This is a genomic window from Prosthecobacter sp. (genome assembly GCF_044222565.1).
Taxonomy (GTDB): domain Bacteria; phylum Verrucomicrobiota; class Verrucomicrobiia; order Verrucomicrobiales; family Verrucomicrobiaceae; genus Prosthecobacter.
This window is the reverse complement of sequence record NZ_JBGANA010000002.1, coordinates 163713-188337: the sequence shown is the minus strand read 5'-3', so window position 1 is coordinate 188337 and position 24625 is coordinate 163713. Positions and strand designations below refer to the sequence as shown.

At 63.6% G+C, this 24625-nt stretch carries 1 protein-coding gene (running past one end of the window); it reads right to left on the bottom strand.

Features of this window, described 5'->3' with window-relative positions; translation table 11 throughout:
- On the bottom strand, window positions 1–24625 hold the 5' portion of the coding sequence (locus ACILSR_RS03025) for a putative Ig domain-containing protein (RefSeq protein ID WP_395748246.1). It extends 7256 nt beyond the left edge of the window; only the first 24625 of its 31881 coding nucleotides appear in the window; it begins with the start codon at window positions 24623–24625; its stop codon lies beyond the left edge, outside the window.

The window sequence follows — 24625 nt, the reverse complement described above, 5'->3', positions numbered from 1 at the left end:
TGAAGGTGTAAGGAGCGGTGCCGATGGGCTTGCCGGGAGTGGCGCCGCTGGGGCCCTGGAAGCGGACGATGCGGGCGCCGTTCAAATCAAAGACGTAGAAGTTGCCGTCAGGACCGATGGCGAACTGGGTGACCAGGCTCATGCTGGCGGTGGAGTTGTCCAGCACAGGGCCGAGATCGGTGCCAGCGGGGCTGATCTTGCGGAGATTGCTGGCGCCGTAGTGGGCGACGTACCAGTTGCCATCCTGACCGAGCTCCATGCCATATGGGACGTCCCCGTAGTCGGCATTTCCCTGGCTGAGGCTGTTGCCAAAGGCGGAGACGAGAGAGCCGGCGTAGAGACCAGTCGAGGCATTGAAAGTCTGGATGCTGTCCGCCTGGGTGGCCGACACATAGATGCTGGGGGTCATGTTGACGAAACCAAAGTCGATGGAGGTCTCGTTGTAGGTGCCGCCAGTAGTGCCCGGTTCAGCGCCGGGAGTGAGGGTGATAACGGGGCTGTTCACCGCGCCGCCGCTGAGCTGGAGGCCGTTGTCATCATTGTCCACGCCATTGTCCGCAAAGGTGGTGCTGCTGCTGGAGAGCGGCTGCGCTGCTGGAGCAGTGGGGATGCGCACGAAGACATTCAGCGGAGGCACCGAGGTGAAAAGATAAGCGCCGCCGCCGCTGGTGGTGGTGGTCTGCAGGAGGGTGTCGTCAGTGCCGCCGATGCTGTTGTCCGCGCCGACGTTCCAGAGCTGAACGGTGACGCCATCGATGCCGGGCTCTCCCACGTCACGGAGGCCGTTGTCGTTGGTGTCCTGCCAGACGAGGTTGCCGACGCTCATGCCGCGGAAGAGGCCGAAGTCGATGGTGTTGTCCGTATCGGCATCGCCATCGTCCGCGGTGGGTTCGCCGCCTTTGGTGAGGGTGATGACGGGAGAGAAGGCCGGAGTGCCGGGGCCGCCGGGCTGGGAGGCGGCGTTGTTATCATTGTCCACGCCGTTGTCGAGGTTCACCGGATTGCCGCCGATGATTTGCAACGAGTTCGACATGAGGACGCGCATGAAGAAGTAGCCAGGCTGCAGATTGTAGAAGCTGTACTGTCCGAGGGAATCGGTGGTGGTGGAGCTGAGGAGGAGGTCGCTGTTTGGACCGCTGCCGCCGATGGCGTGGTCCGCACCGGGATCCCAGAGCTCGACGGTGATGTTGTTCAGGCCGGGTTCGCCGAGGTCCTTGATGCCGTTGTAATTGCTGTCGTCATACACGGTGTCCCCGAGGCTGAGGCCCTTGACGAGGATGGAGTAGGACTGGGTGGCGGAGCAGTTGTAGGCGTCGGTGCTGCGGACGGTGAAGCTGGCGGTGCCGTAAACGAGCGGCGCACCGGAGACGAGGCCACTGGAGGAGAGGGTGATGCCGGCCGGAGGCGAACCCGCGATGACGGTGTAGGTGTAAGGCCCGGTGCCACCGCTGGAGCTGAGCTGCTGGCTGTAGGAAGCGCCATAATAGGCGCTGGGCAGCGTGGCCGGCGTGATGGCGACCGAAGGACAGGTCACTGCAAGCGTGTAGACGACGGTGTTGATGCAATTGAAGGAATCGGTGACCTTCACGGTGAACGTGGAGGTGGAGGCCTGCGTAGGAGTGCCGGAAATGACACCGGCAGAGCTCAGGGAAAGACCGGAAGGAAGCGTGCCAGCGGAGACGGTCCAGGTGTAAGGAGCGCTGCCGCCGGTGGCGCTGAGAGCCGCGGAGTAGGAGGTGCCGACGACGCCATTGGAGAGCTGCTGCGGAGAGATGACGAGGCTGGGGCAGACGATGGTGATGGTGTAAGGCTGCGTGCCGGGAGCGCCATTGGCGTCCAGCGCCTGCACGGTGAAATTGTAGGTGCCGGGGCTGGCGGTGGTGGTGCCGGAGATGAGGCCGCCGGAGGAGATGGACAGGCCGGTGGGCATGGTGCCGGTGAGCTTGCTGAAGGTGTAAGGAGCCGTGCCGCCGGTGGCGCTGAGCTGCTGGAAGTAAGGCACGAGACGCACGGCGTCCGAGAGAGTGGTCGGCGTGATGTAAATGGGAGGATAATTGACGGTGAAGGTGTAGCTCTGGATGGAGGCGCAGCCGTCGGCATCGGTGGCTTTGATGCCAAAGGTGTAACTGCCGAGGCCGGTGGGAGATCCGCTGAGCACGCCGCCGCTGGAGAGGGTGAGACCGGCGGGCAGAACGCCGGAGGCAAGGCTCCAGGTGTAGGGAGAAGTGCCGCCGCCGACGCTGAGAGTCTGGGAGTAGGCGGCATATTGTGTGCCGGCAGGAAGAGGCACAGGGCCGATGGAGAGCGTGGGGCAGGCAATGACGATGGCGAGAGCCTTGCTGGCAGAGCAACTCACCCCATCGGTGGCACGCACGGTGAAGTTGTAAGTGGCAGGGGCGGCGGTAGGCGTGCCGGAGATGAGGCCGCCTGTGCTGAAGGAGAGCCCCGCAGGAAGGGCCCCGGAGATGATGCTCCAGCTGTAAGGCGAGGTGCCGCCAGAAGCCGAGAGCTGCTGGCTGGGATAGGCGACATTTTTCGAAGCGCTGGGGAAGGTCGGCGCGGTGATGGTGAACGAAGGGCAGTTCACCGAGATGGAGTAGGCCGAAGTGCGGGCGCAGCCATTGGCGTCCGTGGCAGTGACACTGATATTGTAAGTGCCGGGGGCGCTGGTAGGCGTGCCGCTGAGCACACCGCCGCTGCTGAGGATCATGCCGGTGGGCATGGTGCCGGTGAAGCTCCAGGTGTAAGGCGAAGTGCCGTTGCTGGCGGTGAGTGTCTGCGCCGTGTAGGCGGCATACTGCGTGGCCGCGGGCACGGTGGCGGGAGTGAGAGAAATGGCCGGGCAGGTGATCGACCAGGTGAAAGAGGTGTCAAGGAAACAGCCATTGGCGTCCGTGGAGCGAATGACAAAGGCGTAACTGCCGGGAGCACCCGTGACGGTGCCGGAGAGCAGGCCGCTGGAAGAAAGAGTGACACCGTTTGGCAAGGTGCCCGAAGCGCGTGTGTAAGTGTAGGCTGCCGTGCCGCCGGTGGTGGAGAACTGCTGGCTGACGGCGGTGTTTTGAGCCACGGAACTGAGCGTGGTGGGGGAAAGGGTGAGCACAGGGCAGACGACATTGAGCGTCATGGCCTGCGTGGCGGAGCAGTTGGAGGCATCCACGGCCTTTACCGTGAAACTGTAGGTGCCCGTAGCGGCGGTGGCCGTGCCGCTGAGGACGCCCCCGCTGGAGAGCGTGATGCCACTGGGCAGCGTGCCGCTGGAAATGCTCCAGGTGTATGGAGAGGTGCCGCTGGAGGCGGTGAAGGTGGCGCTGTAAGAAGTGGCCTTCAGCGCATTCGACAAGGTGGTGGGCGCGATGGTGATGACCGGGCAGGAATGGACGCCGAAGTCGATGGTGTTTTCCGTGTTCGTAGCACCGGTGCTGCCGGGCTCGCCACCGGCGGTGAGTGTGAACACCATGCTGTTGATGAGAGAACCGGCACCGCCGGGCTGCGATCCGTTGTTGTCATTGTTCACGCCATTGTCCGTGCTGACGACGACACTGCTGGCGAGGGAGTAGGCGGCGGGAGGAGTGAGGCGCACGTAGTAGGCGCCACTGGTGTAAACCTTGAAGCTGTAAGCACCGGTGCTGAGAGTGGTGGTAGAACTCAGCACGGTGTCCGCATTGAGGCCGGTGCCACCGACGGCATTGTCGGCGCCGGGGCTCATGAGATCGATCTGCACGCCTGTGACGCCGGTTTCGGTGGAGTCTTTGAGGCCGTTGTTGTTGGCGTCATTCCAGACGAGGTCCCCCACGGTGATGCCGGTGAAGAGGCCAATGTCGATGGTGCTGTTCGTGCTGGTGCCATCGCCATCCACGCCGGTGCCAGGCTCGGTGCCAACCTGGACATCGATGACGGGACTGTAAACGAAGGTGCCCGCGCCGCCGGGCTGGCTGCCGTTGTTGTCATTGTCCACGTCGTTGTCGAGACTCACGACGACGTTGCTGACGCCCGGCACACCTGAGGTGGGAGTGACGCGCACGTAGTATTTGCCGGGCACGAGATTGGTGAAGGAATATGCGCCCGCGCTGCTGGTGAGCACGCTGGCGCCAACCTGGGTGTCCGCATTCACGCCGGTGCCACCGATGGCATTGTCAGCGCCGGGGCTGAAGAGCTGCACGGTGGCGGAGCTGATGCCAAGCTCGCCGGTGTCTCTGAGGCCGTTGCTGTTGACGTCGTTCCACACGAGATTGCCAATGCCGACCCAAGGCGAGACGGAGCAAGGCTCTGTGGCGATGGTGTTCACACCGGAAGGATCGGTCACAAAGGAGCCTTCGGTGGAACCGGGGGTGTAGCTGAAGGAAGTGAGAGCGCCGTTGCTGTCATAGGCGGGTGCGCTGCTGAGGTCCACCATGTGGAGGATGAGGCCATTGCTGCCACCGGTCTGGATGCCTTCCCATGTGGCGGCATTGACGCCCATCGAGGCCCAGTTGGCAGCATTGTTCACACGGCTGACATCGAGCACGCACTGGAAGCGGACGCTGCTGCCAGTTTCGGTGACGAGGTTCTGCAGCACGTCTGCGGAGGTGGCGCTGCCGGGTGCGCTGCTGACCATGAGGTTGGCGGCAGTCTGCCAGCTCTGGTAGTCCAGCGTGGTGTCGTATTTGTAGATGGTGACGACCGGGCTGGAGCGGGTGATGCCATTGATGTAAACGATGGCGTGGTCCGCGGTGGCGGGATTGGAACCGGTGCTGACGATAAACCACAGCGCATCCACCTTGCTGGCGCCGATCTGATTGAAGGTCATGTCCAGAGCGAGGCGGCTGAGCGCGGCATCGTAGATCAGGTTCACGCTGTCCATGTTCGCCACGCCACCGGGGGTGTAGTTGAAATCGTAGGCCTGGGCAGGCGTCCAGTCCGAAGACTGGCTGAGAATGCCATCACGATTGGTGTCGGTGGCGAGGAAGTGATAGCAACCCGTGGCGCTGGGACCGCTGGCCTTGAAGCCGAAGTCGATGGTCATGTTGCCATTGTTGTCATCGGCGTCGTCGAGGGTGTTGAAGGCGCCGCTTTCCCCGTTGCTGTTGATGGGCTCGCCGCTGTCACTCAGGGAGAGGAGCGAGCTGCTGATGCCGTTGACGGCAGGGCTGGCATTGTCGATGCCGTCATCGTTGCCCACAATGTTGTCATCGATGTCGTTGTCAGAAGAGGTGGAGGGGAAGATGGAGATGGTGTTGACGAGGGCCTTGCCCGTGGCGAATTCGGAGGCGGGAACACGCACGTAGTAGGAGCCTGGGACGACGCTGGTGAACTGATACTGGCCGCGCTTGCTGGAATTGGTGCTGGTGGTGGTGCTGGTGACGAAGGAGCCAGCGCTGTTGAGAAGCTCCACGCGCACACCACCGACACCTTCGCCAGAGTCATAGACGCCGTTGTTGTTGCCATCCTTGTAAACGAGGTTGCCAATGCTGCAGAAGGTGGGGCGCAGACCGAAGTCGATGGTGTCCTCCACATTGGTGCCGAATGGAGCGAGCAGACTGCCCGGCTCCGTGAGGGCCGAGAGCGTGATCATGGGGGAGTAGATCGGCGCGCCGGTGGAGGACTGGGAGATGCCATTGCTGTCGTTGTCGATGCCGTTGTCCGCATTGCTGCTGGTGGAGCTGCGGCGGGGATGGGTGATAGGCGGCGTGAGCTTGACGTAGAACCTGCCTGCGCTGAGGCCGGTAAAGCTGTAGAGACCGTCGCTGCCAGTGGTGTAGGTGGTGCCGACTTTCACATCGTCGCCATTGTTCACGGTGGTGTCGGTGGAGGAGTAAAGCTCCAACTGCGCGCCTGAGACGCCGGTCTCGCCTGCATCGACGACACCGTTGTTGTTGTTATCGGAGAAGACGAAGTTGCCCATGGTGAGGGCGGCGCTGAAGCCGAAGTCAACGGTCATGTCCTGATTGCCACCGCCGCTGGCGAGGTTTCCGGGCTCTTTTCCGAGGGCGAGATTGATGACAGGGCTGGAGACGGCGGTGCCGGAGCCGCCGGGCTGGATGCCGTTGCTGTCATTGTCCACGCCGTTGTCCAGATTGACCGCCGGAGAGGCCAAGGGCCACTGCGAGTCTGGGGTGGGCAGACGCACGAAGTAGTTGCCGGAGTTCAGGCCGCTGAAGAGGTAGTAGCCGTTGGCATCCGTGGTGGTGGTGGCCACGATCGTGTCGTCGGCGGTGTTGGTGGTATTGTCCGCGCCAGGATTGAGGAGCTGCACGGTGAGGTTTTGCAGACCCGGCTCGCGCGGATTTTTGATGCCGTTGCCGTTGGTGTCCGCCCAGACAAAGTCGCCGATGGCGAGCGACTGAGGATTCACCGTGGCGCTGCCTTGCAGGAGGATGTTGTCCACGTCGATGTAGCCGGTGCCGTCACCGCCCCAGAGATACAGTTCGATGAGGAAGGATTTGCCCGCGAGCTGAGCGCCGGTGGGAATGGCGCTGGCACCGCCAAGGAAGGAACTCCAGGGCAGATTGAGCGAGTACCAGGAACCGGTGGCGGGAATCTGGAATGTGCTGGTGACGGCAGTGCGGATGGCCGTGCCTTCGGTCCAGGAGAGGAAGACTTTGCCCTGCACCGGCGAGGTTGTGCCGACGCGATAGAGATCCAAGAGGATGTTGCCGATGTTGCCGGTGGCGGTCGGATCCATGTCGTAGCGGATCCAGAGGCTGTCCGGACGCTGCACCAGCGTGGCAGGCACGGAATCGTAGCCGGTGTCATAGGCGGCATCCCAGTCGCGCATGCGACGGGAGAGAGAACCGGAGCGGATGGGGCCGTTGTTGGTAGGCTCGCTGATGTCGGTGAGGCCGTTCATGTCCGCCTCGATCTGGATCTTGGCGGCATTCACGACAGCGGGGCTCTTGTAGCTCGGAGGAGCAGGCAGGCCGCCGCTGGAGATGTTCATGTCATACTCGAGCAGATTGGTGAGGGAGGCGGGCACGGCGCGGAGCGCGAAGTCGATGGAGTTGTCCACATCCAGACCGCCAACAACGTTGCCGGGTTCTTTGCCGATGGCGAGAGCGATGACGGGGCTGGTGATGGCGGAGCCAGCGGTGCCGGACTGGACGCCGTTGTTGTCATTGTCCACGCCATTGTCGAGGGCGACCTGTGGACCGGAGGAAAGCGGATACGCCGTGGGCGGGGTGGCGATCTTGACGAAGTAGTTTCCAGGAGCGAGACCGGTGAAGGCGTAAGCACCGCTGCCGTCCGTGGTGGTGGTGCCCTGGGAGACATCGTCGCCATTGCCAATGACGGTGTCCGTGGTGGAGAAGAGCTGGAGAGAAACGCCGCTGATGCCCTGCTCTCCGACGTCACGCGTGCCGCTTTGATCTGTGTCCTGCCAGACGAGATTGCCAAGGGAGAGACCGTTGATCACCACGATGTAGTCGCGGGTGCCGGAGCAGGCGGCGGCATCCACAGCGCGAACGGTGAAGCTGTAGCTGCCGGCGGTGGTGGGCGTGCCGCTGAGCAAGCCGCTGCTGGTGTTCAGGCTGAGACCTGAAGGCAAGCTGCCTGCGGTGACGGAGTAAGTGTAAGGGCTGATGCCGCCGCTGGCGACGATGGTCTGCGAGTAAGCGACACCGCGATAGCCGGAGCTGAGGCTGGTGGGGCTAAGGGCCAGCGTGGGGCAGACGACCGTCATGGTGATGGTCTGCGTGGCTTTGCAAGAATACAGGGCCGTGGCGGTGACGCCGAAGCTGTAGGAACCGGTGGCGGTGGGAGTGCCGCTGATTACGCCGGTGGGGCTGAGGGCCAGGCCCGGAGGCAGCGTGCTGCCCACTGGAAGACTCCAGGTGTAGCTGCCAGTGGCGCCGGATGCACTGAGCGTGGTGGAGTAGGCGTTGGCCACGGTGCCGTTTGGCACCGTGGTGGGAGTGATGGTAACCGCGGGGCACTGCAGCGTGAGCGTGCATGCGAGTGTGCCAGGGCAGTTGTTCTGGTCCATGGCCTGGACGGTGAAGGTGAAGGTGCCGGCGGTGTCCGTGGGTGTGCCGCTGAGCAGGCCGGAGGTGCTGAGCGTCATGCCGACGGGCAGCGAGCCTGACTTGATGCTCCAGGTCTTGGTGCCCACGCCGCCGCTGCTGGAGAACTGCTGCGAGTAGGCGGACCAAACGGTGGCCGCAGGGAGAGAGGCAGGCGTGATGGTGATGGCAGCGCAGTTCACGCCGAGCACCAGCGCCTGCTGTTTGACGCAGCTGTTCAGATCGCTGACCTGGACGGTGAAATTGAAGGAACCGACGACGTTGGTGGTGCCGCTGATCAGACCTGCGGAAGAAAGCGTGATGCCGGAAGGCAGCGCGCCGGATGCGAGGGACCAAGTGTAGGGTGTGGTACCGCCGCTCACGGTGAGCTGCTGGCTGTAAGCTACGGTGTCCGTGGCCTGTGGCAGGGTGGTGGGCGTGACGCTGATGGCCGGGCAGCTGAAGATGATGCTGCAGGTGCGTGTGCCTGTGCAGCCTGCGGTGTCGGTGGCGGTAACACCGAAGGTGTAGGTGCCGGGAGCGACCGTCGGTGTGCCGCTGATGACACCGCTAGTGCTCAGGGTGAGGCCGGCAGGGAGGGTGGAGCCGCTGTTCAAGCTCCAGGTGTAGGTGCCATTGCCACCGCTGGCAGTCATGGTCTGGCTGTAGGCCTGATACTGGCTGCCAGCGGCCATGGTGGAAGGACTGACGGTGATGGCAGGGCAGTTCACATGAAGCGTGTAGCTGCGGGTGCCGGAGCAGGAGGCGCTGTCGGTCCCCTGCACCACCACGGTGTAGTCGCCCGGTAGCGCGGTGGGAGTGCCGCTGAGGAGACCTGCGCTGCTGAGGCTCATTCCGGCAGGCAGGGAGCCGCTCTTGATGCTGAAGGTGTAAGGCGATGTGCCGCCGGTCCCATCGAGCAGCACGGCCGAGTAAGCGGCAAACTGCTGGGCATTGGAAAGGGTGGAAGGAGTGAGCGAGATCGTCGGGCAAATGACCTTGATGCTGAGGGCCTGGGTGGTGACGCAATTGTTCACGTCACGAGCACGCACGGTGAAGTTGTAAGTGGCGGGAGCGGAACCCGGCGTGCCGCTGATGACACCGGCGCTGCTGAGGCTCATGCCGGTGGGCAGCGCACCAGTGGTGATGTCCCACACGTATGGAGCGGTGCCGCCCGCGGCGTTCAGCGTGACCGAAGTGTAAGCGGCGTACTGAGGTGCATCGGCGAAGGTCTTGGGAGTGATGTTGAAGGTGGGGCAACCCACGGTGAGTGAGTAGGTGCGGGTGCCGACGCCGCTGTAAGTGTCGCTGGCACGCACGGTGAAAGGATAGGAGGTCGGAACCGAGGAAGGAGTGCCGCTGAGGAGGCCGGTGGTGGAGTCCAGCGTCATGCCGGCGGGCAGGCCGTTGTTGCCGCTGGAGGTCGCGGTGTAACGAGCGAGGGCTTCTGCGGCGGAGATGGCGCGGCTGTAGATTGCGGGTTCATCGAGCGCTCCGATCCAGCAGGTGCTGGTGGTGGAGCCACCGCCCATCACGAGAGGCTGGGAGGAGTGACTGATAGCCGTGGTGAAGGCTTTCGTCGCAGCCTGCACACCATTGACATAGATGAACAACGCGGTGCCGTCATACGTGGCCACGACATGGTTCCAGGCGTTCACGGTCAGCGTGGCGTCCACGAAGTCGGAGACCGAAGCGACGGTGGAAGGACGGTTGATCCAGAAGCGCGTGGTGCTGGTGCCGCTGCGCTGGATCAATCCGTAGCCATCGGTCGGAGAGGCGCTGTTCGTGCTCTTTTGGATGATGATCTGATCGGCCGCGGGTGTGGCGCTGGCGGGTTTCACCCAGGCTTCGAGTGTGATCTGAGTAGGACGCATGACCGACTGGTCGGCGACCTGGAGGTAATCGTTGGTTCCGTCAAAGCTGAAGGCCTTGCCGACGAGACCGGTGGTGAAAGCCACGCCGTTGATCAAGGCGGCGTTGTTGCTGGCGATGATTTCCGCACCGCCGCTCTCACCGGGCCAGAGAGCCGCTGTGCCAGTGAGAGGCGCAGGTCCGACGCTCCAGGCATAAGGCGAGGTGCCGCCGGAGGCTGCGAGGCTCTGGGAGTAGGCGGCGTATTGGGTCGCGGCAGGCAGAGTGGCCGGAGAGACGGTGACGATGGCGTTCGCCAGGGTGAGGATGTAGTTCTGCGTGCCGGAGCAGCCCTGGCTGTCGGTGCTGCGGACGGTGAAGGAATAGTTGCCGGGAGCGGCGGAAGCGCCGGGGGTGCCATTGATGAGGCCTGCACTGCTCATGGCCATGCCGTTTGGCAGAGCACCGCTGCTGATGGCATAGGAGTAACCGCCGGAGCCGCCGCTGGAGGTAAGCGTGAGCGGATTGTAGGCGACATACTGCGTGGCCACAGCGACGGTGCCGGGGCTGATGGTGATGACGGGGCAGCCGCGGAAACCGAAGTCGATGGTGTTTTCCGTGTTGGTATTGCCCGTGCTGCCAGGCTCGCCGCCAGCGGTGAGGGTGATCACAGGGCTGATGACAGCGGTGTTGATGCCGCCGGTCTGGCTGCCGTTGCTGTCATTGTCGCGGCCATCGTCCAGAGTATCGACCACACCGGAAGCGAGCGGATAGGCGGCAGGCGGCGTAGGCACGCGCACACGATAGTTCGCGGGCTGATAAACCGTGAAGCCGTAGGCACCGGAGCTGTTGGTGGTGGTGGATGCGATGACGGTGTTCACCGAGCCATCGAGAAGCTCGACGGTGACACCAGCGCCGACGCCGGTTTCCGTGCCGCTGCTGAAAACACCGTCGTTGTTGGCGTCGACAAAGAGCTGATTGCCAAGCTGGATGCCGGAGAACAAACCGAAGTCGATGCTGAGCTCGGTGTCGGGATTGGTGTCTCCGTCATTGGTGGGCTCCGTGCCGGTGGCGAGAGTGATGACAGGGCTGTAGATGAAGGAACCGGGGCCGCCGGGCTGGCTGCCGTTGTTGTCATTGTTTACGCCGTTGTCCAGCGTGACCACATTGCCGCCAGTGGCCTGGATGCTGGCGGGCGGTGTGACACGAACCACATATTTGCCAGCAGCGAGGCCGGTGAAGTTGTAAGCGCCGGCGGAGTTGGTGGTGGTGGTGGCGACCAGGAGGTCATCGGCGTCCCCAGCGGTGTCGTTGGCGCTGGTGAAGAGATCCACCGTGACGCTGCTGATGCCGATCTCGGTGGTGGCACCGGTGTCGCGGACGCCGTTCTTGTTGGCATCGTTCCAAACGAGATTGCCGATGGTGAGCGTGGCGGTGGTGTTGACCTGGCAGAGATAGACAAGGTCAGCGGCGACGGCATTGGTGGCGCTGCCGCCGGAGAGAGCGAGCGTGGCGGTGTCGATCTGCTGAGAGGTGGCGCCATTGGCCACACGGAAGTGGTAGGTGAACTGGCGCCACAGGGGCTGCGTGGAACTGGCTGTGGCTTCGCTCCAGTTGTTGTAATCGGAAGCACCAAAAGCGGAGTAGGAGATGGTGCCGCCGTTGTAGCCGCAGCACTGGCTCACGCCAGGAGCGGTGGCGCTCATTTCACCCTGCGGCACGGTGTAGTATTGATACAGGCCCGGGGTGGCGCCGGTGATGATCTGGAAGATCTGGGCGTTCGCTCCAAGATTCCACAGGATGGAGGCAGCGCCAGAGGAGGCGCTGGTGGCCCAGACGCTGAGTTCGTATTCCTTGCCGGCCTGCAGCACGCTGCTCCAGCCGCCACCGCCCGCGGGCATGAGATTGACGGCGGAGTTTGTGCCCTGCAGCAGGACCATGCGTTTGCCGTGGCGGCTCTTCACGCTTTCCATCCAGGAAACTTTGGAACCGGTGGTGCCGACGCTGACCTGCACGCGCTGGATGGGCTCGCCCACACCGCTGGTGCCATTGGTGCCGCCGACCCACTGGAAGGCATTGATGCCGGTGCCCATGGATGTGCCGGTGCCATCATAGCTGAGCACGGTGGTTCCGGTGCCTGTGGTGTTTGGCAGCCCTTGGAATTCGAAGCTGGGATTGTCGATGAGGTTGGTGATCTGGCATGGGTTCGAATTGGCAAAACCAATGTCGATGGTGCTGTTCGCGTCGGCGTCGTCTCCATCCACTCCAATGCCTGGCTCCGTGCCGGGAGAGAGAGTGATGAGCGGTGTGTAAACGGCGAGGCCAGAGACGGCCTGAATGCCGTTGTTGTCGTTGTCCACGCCGTTGTCCAGATTGACCTGATTGGTGCTGGCCTTCGGGTAGTAGGTCGGCGGCGTGGAGATGCGCACGTAGCAGGTGCCTGGAGCGAGGCCGGTGAATGAATAGGCACCATTCGAATCGGTGGTGGTGGAGCCGAGCAGCACGTCATCGCCGCTGCCGTTGTTGCCCACGCCATTGACGCCGGGAGACCAGAGTTGCACCGGCAGGTTGGGCACACCGCTTTCCGTAGAGCCGCGGAGGCCGTCGTCGTTCATGTCCACCCAGACGAGATTGCCGATGGTCATGCCCTTGATGTTGAAGGTGACCGCAGTGGCGATGCTCTGGCAGCTGTAAGCATCCGTGGCGCGCACGGTCACGGTGTAAGTGCCGAGCGTGGTGGGGGTGCCGCTCACGGTGCCGTCTGAGGCGAGGCTGAGTCCGGGTGGCAGCGTGCCGCTGACCAGGGCGAAGCTGTAAGCGGATGTACCACCGCTGGCGGTGATGGTAGCATTGAAGCTGGTCTTCAGATATCCATTGGCAGGCGCGGTGCCGCCCACGGTGATGACGGGGCAGACCGGCGTGACGGTGTAGGAGCGAGAGCCGGAGCAGCCGTTCGCGTCCGTGGCCGTGACGGTAAAGGTGGCAGGTGCGGAGGAGGTGGGCGTGCCGCTGAGGACGCCGGTGCTGCTGGCGATGCTGAGCCATGAGGGCAGGCCGCTCGCGCTCCAAGTCAGCGGTGTCGCGCTGGTGCCGGAAGAGGTGATCGTCTGCGAATAGAGGAAGCCGATGGTGGGAGCAGTGAGGGAGGAGGGATTGAGAGTGATGACCGGGCAGACGCGCAGAGGAATCGTGGCCGTGGCGCTGCAACCCAGGCTGTCCGTGGCCGTGATGACGATGCTGCTGGCACCCGCCGTCGTGGGTGTGCCGCTGAGGACGCCGGCGGAGGAAAGGGAGAGGCCCGCAGGCAGAGTCGCGGCCTGAACTGACCAGGTGTAGGGAGCGGTACCACTGCTGGCGCTGAGGGTCTGGCTGTAGCTGGTGCCGGCCACCACGGTGGGCAGTGAGGAGGGAGAGATGAGGATGGCAGGGCAATTCCGCAGACCGATGTCAATGGTGTTTTCGACATTGGACGTGCCGGTGGTTCCGGGTTCGCCCGCGAAGGTGAGCGTGAAGGTGGCGCTGTTTACCGCCGTGCCTGCTCCGCCGGGCTGGCTGATGGCGTTGCTGTCATTGTCGACTCCATTGTCTGAGGACACACCGTTCAGCGCCATGAGCTGAGTGGCGCCCGGTGTGACGCGGACGTAATAGACGCCGGACTGGAACACCGAGAAGCCGTAAGCGCCGCTGCCATTCGTGGTCGTGCTGGTGATGATGACGTCATCGCCATTGTAGGCCACATTGTCCGCGCCGCGAGACATCAGCGCAACGGTGACGCCAGACACGCCGCTTTCGCTGCCACTCTGATAGAGACCGTCGCCGTTGGCATCGAGGAAAACGAGATCGCCAATGCTGATGCCGGAGAAGAGGCCGAAGTCGATGCTCAGATCGGTGCTGGCATCTGTGTCCCCGTCGTTCACGGACTCGGTGCCGGGAGTGAGGTCGATCACGGGGCTGTAAAGAGACGTGCCGGGGCCGCCGGGCTGAGCGCCGTTGTTGTCATTGTCCACGCCATTGTCGAGGGTGACGGGTGTGCCGCCGGTGACGGGATTGGAAGAAGGCGGAGTGACCACCACGTAGTATTTACCGGGAGACAGGCCCGAGAAGGAATAGGCACCGGAGGAGGTGGTGGTGAAGATGGTGCCGATCTGCGTGTCCGCCGCGCTGCCGGTGCCGCCGATGGCATTGTCCGTGCCCGGGCTGAAGAGCTTCACCTGCGCTCCGGCGAGACCCGTTTCAGAGGCGTCCTTGAGGCCGTTGTTGTTGGCGTCATTCCACACCAGATCACCGATGGTGATGGAATTGACATCGACGGAGTAGGAGCGTGTCTGCGAGCAGTTGTTGGCGTCGGTGACGGTGATGTTAAAGGCTGCGGTCTGCACCGTGGTGGGAGTTCCGGTGATGGCACCCGTGGTTCCGTTCAGGCTGAGGCCGTCTGGCAGAGCGCCGTCGCTGACCGCCCAGACATAAGGAGCGACGCCATTGGTAGCGCTCATATTCTGGCTGTAAGGCACCGCCACACTGCCACCGGCGAGGATGGAAGGAGCGATGGCAATGATGGGGCATGAAGGAGTGACGGTGAATGTGCCGGAGCCCGTGCAGGCATTGGAGTCCGAGGCGCGGATGGTGAAGGTGGCGGGCACCATGTTGGTGGCGATGCCGCTGATGACACCGGTCACATTGTTGAGTGTCAGGCCGGCAGGCAGCGAACCGCTGGTGAGCACATAGGAATAGGGCCCCTTCCCTCCCGTGGCGCTCAGCGTCTGGCTGTAGGCCGCGTTCATCGTCGGAGTGGCGAGGGTGGCGGGAGTGATCGAGATGGTGGGGCAGACGGGATTCAGCGTGTACTGGCGCGATCCGGTGCAGAGATTGATATCCGTGGCGGTGACGGTGAAGGTGGCCGAGGCGGTGCTGGTGGGAGTGCCGGAGAGGACACCGGTGGTCGGGTCCAGGGAGAGCCAGGCCGGCAACGAGGTGGCGCTGAAGGTCAGCGGTGTGGCGGTGGAACCGGTGGCGGAGATCGTCTGGGTGTAGGCATTGCCAACCAGCGGTGTCGGCAGCGTGGCGGGATTCACCGTGATGACGGGCGCGATTTTGATCTGCACCAGCTGGTCTCTGACGCACAAGCTTGCATCGATGACACGCACCGTGATGCTGGTGCCGTTCACGCCATTGGTGGCAGCGGTGGGTGTACCGGAGATGACACCCGCGCTGCTCAGGCTGAGCCCCGCAGGGAGGGTGCCCGAAGAGAGGGTCCAGGTGTACGGAGTGGCCGAGCTGCCCGTGGCGCTGAGTGTCTGGGAGTAAGGCGTGCCGATGGTGCCATTGGCCAGCGTGGTGGGAGTGACGGTGACGACCGGGCAGGAGCGGAAGCCGAAGTCGATGGTGTTTTCAAAGCTCGTGCTGCCGGTGGAGCCAGGCTCCTTGCCAACCGCCAGGGTGAAGACGGCGCTGACGGAGTTCGAACCCGGTCCGCCGTCCTGCACTCCGTTGCTGTCATTGTTCACGCCATTGTCGGCGGTGACCGAAAGGGTGGCGGAGCTGTAGGCGCTGGGCGGTGAAGGAACATTGACGCGATAGGTGCCCGGTGCGCAACCGCCGAAGAAGTAGGCGCCGCTGGCATCTGTGACCGTGCTCAGGAGGAGGTGGCCGTTGGTGCCGTCCAGAAGCTGAACGGTGATGTTCGGAACGCCGGACTCCGTGGCGGACTGGAAGAAGCCGTCGCCATTGATGTCTGCAAACACGAGGTCGCCCACGCTCACGCCATCGCTGAGTGCGAAGTCCACGGAGAATTCCGTGTTGGCGTTGGTGTCGCCATCATTCACCGGCTCGGTGCCGGGAGAGAGGGTGATCATGGGGCTGTAGATCGGCGTGCCGGGGCCGCCGGGCTGCATGCCGTTGTTGTCATTGTCCACGCCATTGTCCAGAGCCACGACCACGCCGGAAGTCGAAGGCAGAGAGGCCGGCGGAATGACCTGCACGTAGTAGGTGCCGGCAGGAATGGAGCTGAAGACATAGGAACCGCTGCTCGTGGTGGTGATGGGCGAAGAGATTTCATAGTCCGCATTCACGCCGGTGCCGCCGCGCACGCCATCCGCGCCAGGATGGAAGAGATGCAGCACGGCGCCCACAGCACCGGGCTCGCCAGCGTCTTTGATGCCGTTGCGGTTGGTGTCCTGCCACACGGCATTGCCGAGGCAGAGGCGGGCGTCGGCCACCGCCACGCGCTGGAACACCATGGAGTCTTCCACGTTGTAGGGGTTGTTGCCATACACGCCCATCATGGTGCCGTCAGCGGAGATGCCGTCGCCACCGTTGTAGATGTTCCAGAAGGAGTAGGTGCTGTCCTGCCCGACGTGGCCGTCTGAAACGAGCAAGTCGGAGATGCGGGTGTACAAATCCGTGGGTGTGTCCCACATCACTGCAAAGCTGCCGGTGGAGGCGCTGCTGTACATGGTGCCGAGCACTCGGCCGGTATCGCTCACCGCACCAACAATGCCACCCAGGGTGTCCTGCGAGAGGATGCGGGGGAGATTGGTGCGGAGGCTGGCCTGAATGTCATACACAAACGGCGTGGGCACGCCGGAAAGCTTCTGGCTGGAAGCGATGTAACGACCGTTTGGACTGACGCGGCCCACATTCAGGGAGCCGCCGGAGAAAGTGACCACGGTGGTGGTGTAGCCCGCGGAGGGGCTGCCGCTGAGGACCTTGCCGACGCCGCTGCTGTCTGTGACAAGCAGTGTGGTGCCATCGGCAGAGGCATCGACCACTTCACGAATGCCGGCGATGGCGGTCCAGGAGCGGTTGGTGAGATTCCAATAACCGCCCTGGGAGAGGACAGGGCCGCCGGGTCCGTCGGGGTCCACGGTGCCGAAGGCATACGCGCTGTCACTGGTCAGAGCGGAAGGAAGGGCGCTCATGCTCGCATTCGAATCATACTGAGTCAGGAGGCGCACGCTGGTGCCGGTGGTCTGGCTGTAGTACCATGGGATGATGCTGACCTTGGCGCCGGTGGTGAATTTTTCGTAGCCGACGGCATTGCCGCTGTCATTGACATCGCGACCCATGGCATAGGGATGGGCGGAGTCGAGCAGCGGCACGTTGATGTTGATGTCCGTGAGGGTGTTGAGCAGGAAGCCGTAGGATTTCAGTCCAGTGCGGATGCCGGTGATCCAGCGGCCATTCGGGGACATGTTGTAAAGGCAGTTGCCCAGGCCGGAGTTTTCGCCGCCGAGCACATCGCGGCCCAGGCGGGTGACTTCATAGGCACCACCGATGGATTGATTGAGCGGGGTGGGGCAGCTTGACACCACATTGGAGGAAATGGTGATGCCGCGGGTGATGGAAACCTGGCAGGAGGTGGCGTCCGTGACGGTCAGCGTGACGGCACTGCTGCCTGCTGCCGTCGGTGTGCCGGAGATGGTGCCGGTGCTGGTGTTCAGGCTCAGACCAGCGGGCAGAGAACCGGTGGCGATGGCGTAGGTGTAGGGGGCGGTGCCGCCGGTGGTGGTGAATGCCTGCGAGTAGCCGCGGCCCACCATGCCCACAGGCAGAGTGCCGGGACCGACGCTGATGACGGGGCATTGGGGAGCGATGATGTAGCTTTGCGATGTGGCGCAGCCGTTTGCATCGGTGGCATTGATGACAAAGGAACGCGAGACGGGGCTCGTAGGCGTGCCGCTGAGCACACCGGTGCTGGCATTGAAGGAGACACCCGCAGGAAGCGTACCGCTGCCGAGGGCGAGGACATACGGCGAAGCGCCGCCGCTGGCCGTGATGGTCTGTGTGGAGCTGGCACCAACTGTCCAAGTCGAGGTCAGGCTGCTGAGGGAAATGACCGGGCAGATTTTAATGGTGACCGGCTGGTCCTTCACGCAGCCGCTGGCATCCGTGCTGCGGACGGTGAAGCTGCTTCCCGCTCCGGTCGAGACGGCCGGAGTCCCACTGAGGACGCCGCTGCTGCTGAGGGCGAGACCGGCCGGAGGAGTGCCGCTGACGACCGTGTAGGTGTAAGGGGCGGTGCCTCCGCTGGAGGCCAGGGTCTGGCTGTAATCCGTCCCGACCATACCCGCTGCCGCCGTGGCCGGAGTGAGGCTGATCACCGGGCAGACCTGAAGGGTGTAGGTGCTCGAAGACTGGCAGCCATTGGCATCCGTAGCGCGGAGGGTGATGCTGGTGCCGGCCGCATTGACCACGGTGGGCGTGCCGGAGATCACGCCGGTACTGGCATTGAGAGAGAGGCCGGTGGGCAAAGTACCTGCGGTCAGCGCCCAAGTGTAGGAAGAGGTGCCACCGCTGGCTGAGAGAGTCTGCGAGTAGGCAGTACCCAGCGTGGCCTGTCCGAGCATGGCGGGAGCAATGCTGATGGTGGGGCAGACCGGAGCGAGGGTGCAGGCCAGTGTCTTGGCGCAGCCATTGGCATCGGTGGCACGGACGGTAAAGGCAGCGGCAGTGGTGGTGGTGGGTGTGCCGGTGATCACCCCCGCGGAGGACATCGTGGCCCAGGCAGGCAGCGCGCCGCTGGCGATGGTGAAGGTGTAGGGGGAGGTGCCGCCGCTGGCGGAGACGGCCTGCGAATAGGCGGAGCCAACCACGGGCACGGTCAACGTGGCGGGAGCCAGCGTGATGACGGGGCAGACCTGCAGCGTCACGGTCTGCGAGCCCTGGCAGCCATTGGCATCATTGACGCGAACGGTGATGGAGGTGGCGGGACTGGCGGAGGCGGTCGGGGTGCCGCTGATGACGCCGGTGGTGGAACTGAGAGTGAGGCCCGCGGGCAGCGTGCCGCTGGTCACGGTCCAAGAACTGTAAGGAGCGGTGCCACCGCTGGCGGCGAGAGGCTGCGAGTAGGCCGTGCCGACCGTGCCCTGTGTCAATGAGGTCGGGCTGATGGTGATGGTGGGACAGGCAGGGGTGAGGGTGTAGGAACGTGTGCCGACACAGCCGTTGGCATCCGTGGCCTTAACCGAGAAAGTGGCGGAGGTGAGATTGGTGGGTGTGCCGCTGAGCACGCCCGTGGAACTCAGAGTGGCCCACGAGGGAAGCGCGCCGCTGGCGAGCGAATAGGTGTAAGAGGCAGCGCCACCTGAGGCGGTGATGGTCTGCGAATAGGCGGTGCCGACGGTGGGGGTGGGCAGAGTGGCGGGAGAGAGTGTGATGGTGGGGCACACCTGAAGCGTGAAGGTTTTGGTTCCCGCGCAAGTGATCGCGAGGGTGTCCGTCGCGGCGATCGTCACACTCACTCCTGCAGCATTGCCAGCGGTGGGAGTGCCGCTGATGACGCCCGTGGCTGCACCGAGGGACAGACCCGACGGAAGCGTGCCGCTGGTGACCGACCAGGTGAAAGTGCCCGAGCCACCGGATGCCGCGAGCGCTTGAGAATAAGCAGTGCCGACGCTGCCCTGAGCCAAGCTGGAAGTGGTGACACTGATGGCAGGGCAGCCTATGGCAAAAGTCATGGCCCGCGTGCCGATGCAGCCGTTGGCGTCCGAGACACGGATGGTGACGTTGGCGCTGCTGTTGGATGTGGGTGTGCCGCTTACAACACCGGTGCTGGTATTCAACGAAAGACCTGCCGGCAGCGAGCCGCTGATGACCGCGAAAGTGTAGCCAGCGGAACCGCCTGAGGGAGTGATGGTCTGGGAATAGGCAGTGCCCACGGTGCCGGTGGCGGGCGTGGCGGGCGAGAGTGTGATGACGGGACAGATTTGCAGGGTGATCGCTCGTGATCCCTGGCAGCCGTTGGCATCGCTCACCTGAGCCGTGATGGTGGTGGCGGGGCTGGCAGTGGCGGTGGGAGTGCCGCTGATGACGCCAGTGCTGGCATTGAGCGTCAAACCGGCAGGCAGTGCTCCGCCGGTGATCGTCCAGGAGCTGTAGGGAGCGATGCCACCACTGGCGGCCAGCGTCTGGGAATAAGCCGTGCCCACGCTGCCCGAAGGGAGCGCCGAGGGGGTGATGGTGATGGCGGGGCACTGAGGAGTGAGCGTGTAAGCCAGCGTGGCGGTGCAGGCATTGGCATCTGTGACGCGGAGGGTGAAGATGGAGGTGGCGGTGCTGGTGGGGGTGCCGCTCAGCACACCGGCAGATGTCAGAGAAGCCCAGGAAGGCAGCGTGCCACTGGCGAGAGAGACGGTGTAGGGTGCGGTGCCGCCGGAGGCGGTGATGGTCTGCGAATAGGCCGTGCCCACGGTCGCCGCAGGAAGTGTGGAGGGTGAAAAGGTGATGACGGGGCAGATTTGCAGCGTCATGGCACGCGAGCCCTGGCAGCCGTTGGCATCATTCACGCGAACGGTGATGGAGGTGGCGGGGCTGGCCGCTGCGGTGGGCGTGCCGCTGATGACGCCGGTGGTGGCATTCAGCGTCAATCCCGCGGGCAGCGTGCCGGCTGTGACGGTCCATGAGCCATAAGGCGCAATGCCGCCCGCGGCAGACAGGGTCTGCGAGTAAGCGCTGCCGACGGTTCCTGTGACCAAGGTGCTGGGAGTGATGGTCACCGTGGGGCAGACCGGAGCCACAGTGTAGGAGAGCGAGCCCGTGCAGCCATTGATATCCGTGACACGCACGGTGAAGGTGGAAGAAATGGAACTGGTGGGCGTGCCGCTGATGACACCGGTGCTGGCATTGAGTGAAAGTCCGGCTGGCAGAGTGCCGGCCGTGACGGCCCATGAGCCATAAGGAGCGACCCCACCAGACGGGGTGAGTGTCTGCGAATAGGCCGTGCCCACCGTGCCGGAGGGAAGAGTGGAAGGAGTGATGCCGACGGCCGGGCAAACCGGGGTAAGAGAGTAGCTGACCGTGCCCGCGCAGCCTTTGGCATCGGTGGCTTTCACTGTGAAGGAAGCGCTCGCAACTGTGTTCGGCGTGCCGCTCAGCACACCCGATGAACTGAGGGTGGCCCAAGTGGGAAGTGCACCGCTGGAGACAGTGAAGGTGTAGGGCGCGGTGCCTCCCGTGGCGCTGATCGTCTGGGAATATGCACTGCCAGCGGCAGGCACAGAGGGAGTGGCCGGGGAAAGAGAGATGGCAGAGCACACGCTGGTCAGGTAGTCCTCCACTTCGCCATTACCCGCCGTTCCCGTGGAGCCAGGTGTGCTAACGGAGCTGAGGCGGACTCGAATGCCTACGTTGCCAATGGTGGCACCGGCGGGAGTGGTGAAGGTGATGGTGCGCGCGCTGGCGCTGGTACCGGTGGCGATGACGACGTTGCTGGCGACCTGCTCTCCCGCATCAGTCAGCACGCCGTTGCCATTGAAGTCCACCCAGGCATTCAGGAAGGCCGAGGAGCCGCTGGTATTGGTGACCGTGGCCGTCAGCGTGGTGGACGTGCCCTGATAAATGGCGGATGGCACCACAACGCCGTCTTCGTCATCCAGGCCGGTGGTATCGTCTCCCGTTGCTGTGGTGTTGGTGTTCGCGGAATATTCGGAGTCGATCTGCGAACCGAGATAGAGCGAGGAAATGAGGGCGCCGCCCGCTGAACCGAAGGAGGCATAGTCACCGTAGTCCACCGCAGTGATCAAACCGAAGTCGATGGTGTTTTCGTTGTTGTCGCCGCCGGTGGAAAGATTTCCAGGTTCTGCGCCTTGTGTCAGAGTGATGATCGGGCTGTACACCGTGGTGCCGCGGCCACCGGGCTGTGTGCCGTTGTTGTCGCCATCGACGCCGTTGTCTCCCGCCACGGTGCTGCTGACCACAGAGTAGAGCGTGCTCGGCGTTACAGTAGCGAAGTATTTGCCGGCGCTCAATCCCACAAAGCTGTAGGTGCCGGAAGCGTCTGTGGTGGTGGTGGATGAAAGCGTGTCCGCCGCAGAACCGGTGCCGCCGATGGCATTGTCCGTGCCGGGTTTCCAGAGCTGCACGGTGACGCCGCCGATGCCGCTTTCCCCCACATCCTGGAGGCCGTTGTTGTTAATATCATTGAACACTGTGTCGCCGAGGGACAGGGTACGCGTCAGACCAAAGGTGGCGTTCACGATCCCCACCGTGCCGACGGTGACGGCGAGGCTGCCATCGACGGTGCCGTCACTGCCCGAGCCGGAGCCGAGGAACTCTCCGGCATTCAGCCAGCCATTGGGAACAGCCGCCGCTGGAGCGGTGGAACCGAGGCTGCCGTAGGAGGTGCTCAGCACGACCTTGTAAGAGGTGTTGGCCGAGGCGCCGCCGAGGATGAAGGTACCGTCACTCTTGACCGGGAAGGAGTCCACCAGATTGCCGGAGCCATCCACGAGCATGGCAAACAGCGTGCCGCTGGCATTGGTGCCGGTGCCGCTGATGATGCCGTCGGTGAGGCCGTTCGTATCATAATACACGATGCCCTTCACGCCGAGGGAGGTCACGGAGGAGGAGATACCTTCGGACAAGTCCGTGTAGGTGGCTGTGGGCAGCGGTCCCACCTTCACCGCATTCGGAGTGGAGGTGTCGTACCTGTCGATGCGGTAAACATTGGAGCCAGCGGAGCCCAGAGCATAGAGGCGGGTCACACCACCCACACCGGCGATCTGCACGGAGCTGTTGCTGGAGTAAGGAATCTGCGAGTCCACGCTGGCGGTGGTGGCGGCGGGGCCGGAGGAGTTTTCGCCGTCATCGATGAACTGGTTGAACAGCGTGTTGGTGCTGTTGATCACGGTGGAGGTGACCAGCAGGCCGTCCTGCGGACGAATGACGAAGTCACCGCCGTTGAAGGTCTGGCTCAGGTGGAAGAAGTTGGTGTAGTCGCTGTAGGCGGGCGTGCTCAGACCCAGGCCGGCGGCGTTCAGGTGCCACACAGCCACGTTGTTGTCGAGCTGGCCGCCGGCGTAGTATTCTCCATTGTAGAATGCAGCGCGCGGGAACGCTCCTGAACTGGCCGTGGCCGAGGAGGGAGTGCCGGAGTTAAAAGCGACGTTTGAAAGGGCAGAACCCGTCACGAGCTGGTAGCTCCAGGTTTTGGTGACGTTGTTATAGGCCGCGGTGTACAAGCTCGCATTGTAACCGCTGGATCCGGTGGAGGTGGCCAGCCAGTAGAAGCGGCGGTTAAGCCAGTCGAGCGCCAGACCGTTCATCCACGCATCCGTGGCGCTGGCGTTGAAGCCAGGAGAGGCCGTGTTCAGATTGAGGATGCCCGGTGTCACCGAAACGGTCGGCGAGGCGGAGTTGGGATTGTAAACGGAGATCTCATCCAGATAGAACTGGGAACCCACCGCACGGATGGAGTAGAAGTAGTCACGGAAATTGGACGAAGGCGCCACGATGGTCGTGGTATAATCTTCCACTTCACCGTAGCCGCTGGCACCCGTAGCACCAGGCGAAGCGACCGAGGTCAGACGGAAGCGAGCGCCCACGGAGCCGATCGTAGCCGTGCTGGGCACATCGAAGTAAAAGGTCTGGAAGTCTCCGGAGGTGCCGTCATCCACCACGGAATCGGAGATCACCTGCTCGGTGGATTCGAGAGTGCCGTTGTTGTTGAAGTCCACCCAGCCATTGAGGTAAGCGGGCGCGCCGGTGGTGTTGTTGAGCTTGACGGTGACCGCCACGCCTGCCTGGCCCTGCACCAGAATGGCCTGCAGGGTGACACCGTCTTCATCGTTCACATTCGTGATGTCGTCACCCGTGGCCGCCAGATTGGTGACCGCGGTGAACTCATTGTCTTCCAGATCGCCGATGCCGAGTGCGATGGAGTTGTAGCTGCTGGCGTCCGCAAAACGCGAAAAGTCCCCATGGTCGGATGCGGGGACGATGGTGAGCGCGTAGTCTTCGACTTCACCCGTGCCGGCGATACCGCTGTCCCCGGGAGAGGCAATGGAGGTGAGCCGGAAACGCACGCCAACCGCCGCGGCGGCCGAAGCAGCCGGAACGGTGAAGGTGTAGGTGCGGGTGGCGCCGCTGGTTCCGGTGGCGACGACATCATTGACCGCGATCTGCTCGCCCACATCGGTGAGGAGGCCGTTGTTGTTGAAGTCGATCCAGCCATTGAGGTAGGCGTCCGCGCCGGTGGTGTTGGTCACGTTTACGGTCACGCTCACGCCGGACTGGCCTTGGATGACGGAGGCGGGCAGGGTTACGCCGTCATCGTCGTCGGTGTTGTTGGTGTCGTCCCCGGTGGCTGCAGCGTTGGCCAAGGCAGGGCCTTCGCTGTCCACCAGGGCGCCCATGCGGAGGGCGGTGGAATAGCTGCTGCCTGCGAGACCGAGGCCGGAGTCATCGCCGAAGTCGGTGGCGGGAAGAATGGTGATGACGTTGTCCTCCACTTCGCCATTGCCACTGAGGCCAACGGAGGTGGGGGAGCTGGTGGAGGTGAGGCGAACGCGAATGCCCGCCGTACCGAGAGACGCCGCCGCAGGCACGGTGAAGGAGATGACCTTGCTAGAATTGGACGTACCTGTGGCAATGATCGTATTGGTGGCAATCTGCTCACCGCTGTCTGTAAGCAGGCCGTTGCGGTTGTAGTCGATCCATGCGTTCAGATAGACCGAAGAGCCGCTGGTGTTGGTGACAATGGCCGTGATGCTGCCGGTGGCACCGGCCACGAGGTAAGCCGGGAGGACGACGCCGTCTTCGTCATCGCTGCCCGTGGTGTCGTCCCCGGTGGCGGTGGCATTGGCCGTGATGGCGGTCTCACTGTCGACGGTGGGCCCAAGCCTGATGGAGCTGACGGTGGTGCTGCTGGCGCTGGCAAAGACCGAGTAGTCACTGAAATCCGTGGCGGCCTCGGTGGTGGCTGCCGAGGCAAGGAACAGGGCGGCGAAGGCAAAGAAAGCGCGTCCCAGCCTGGCACAGGACCTCTTTACGCGCGTGGGAGCGCGTAGAATCGCGGCAGTCAA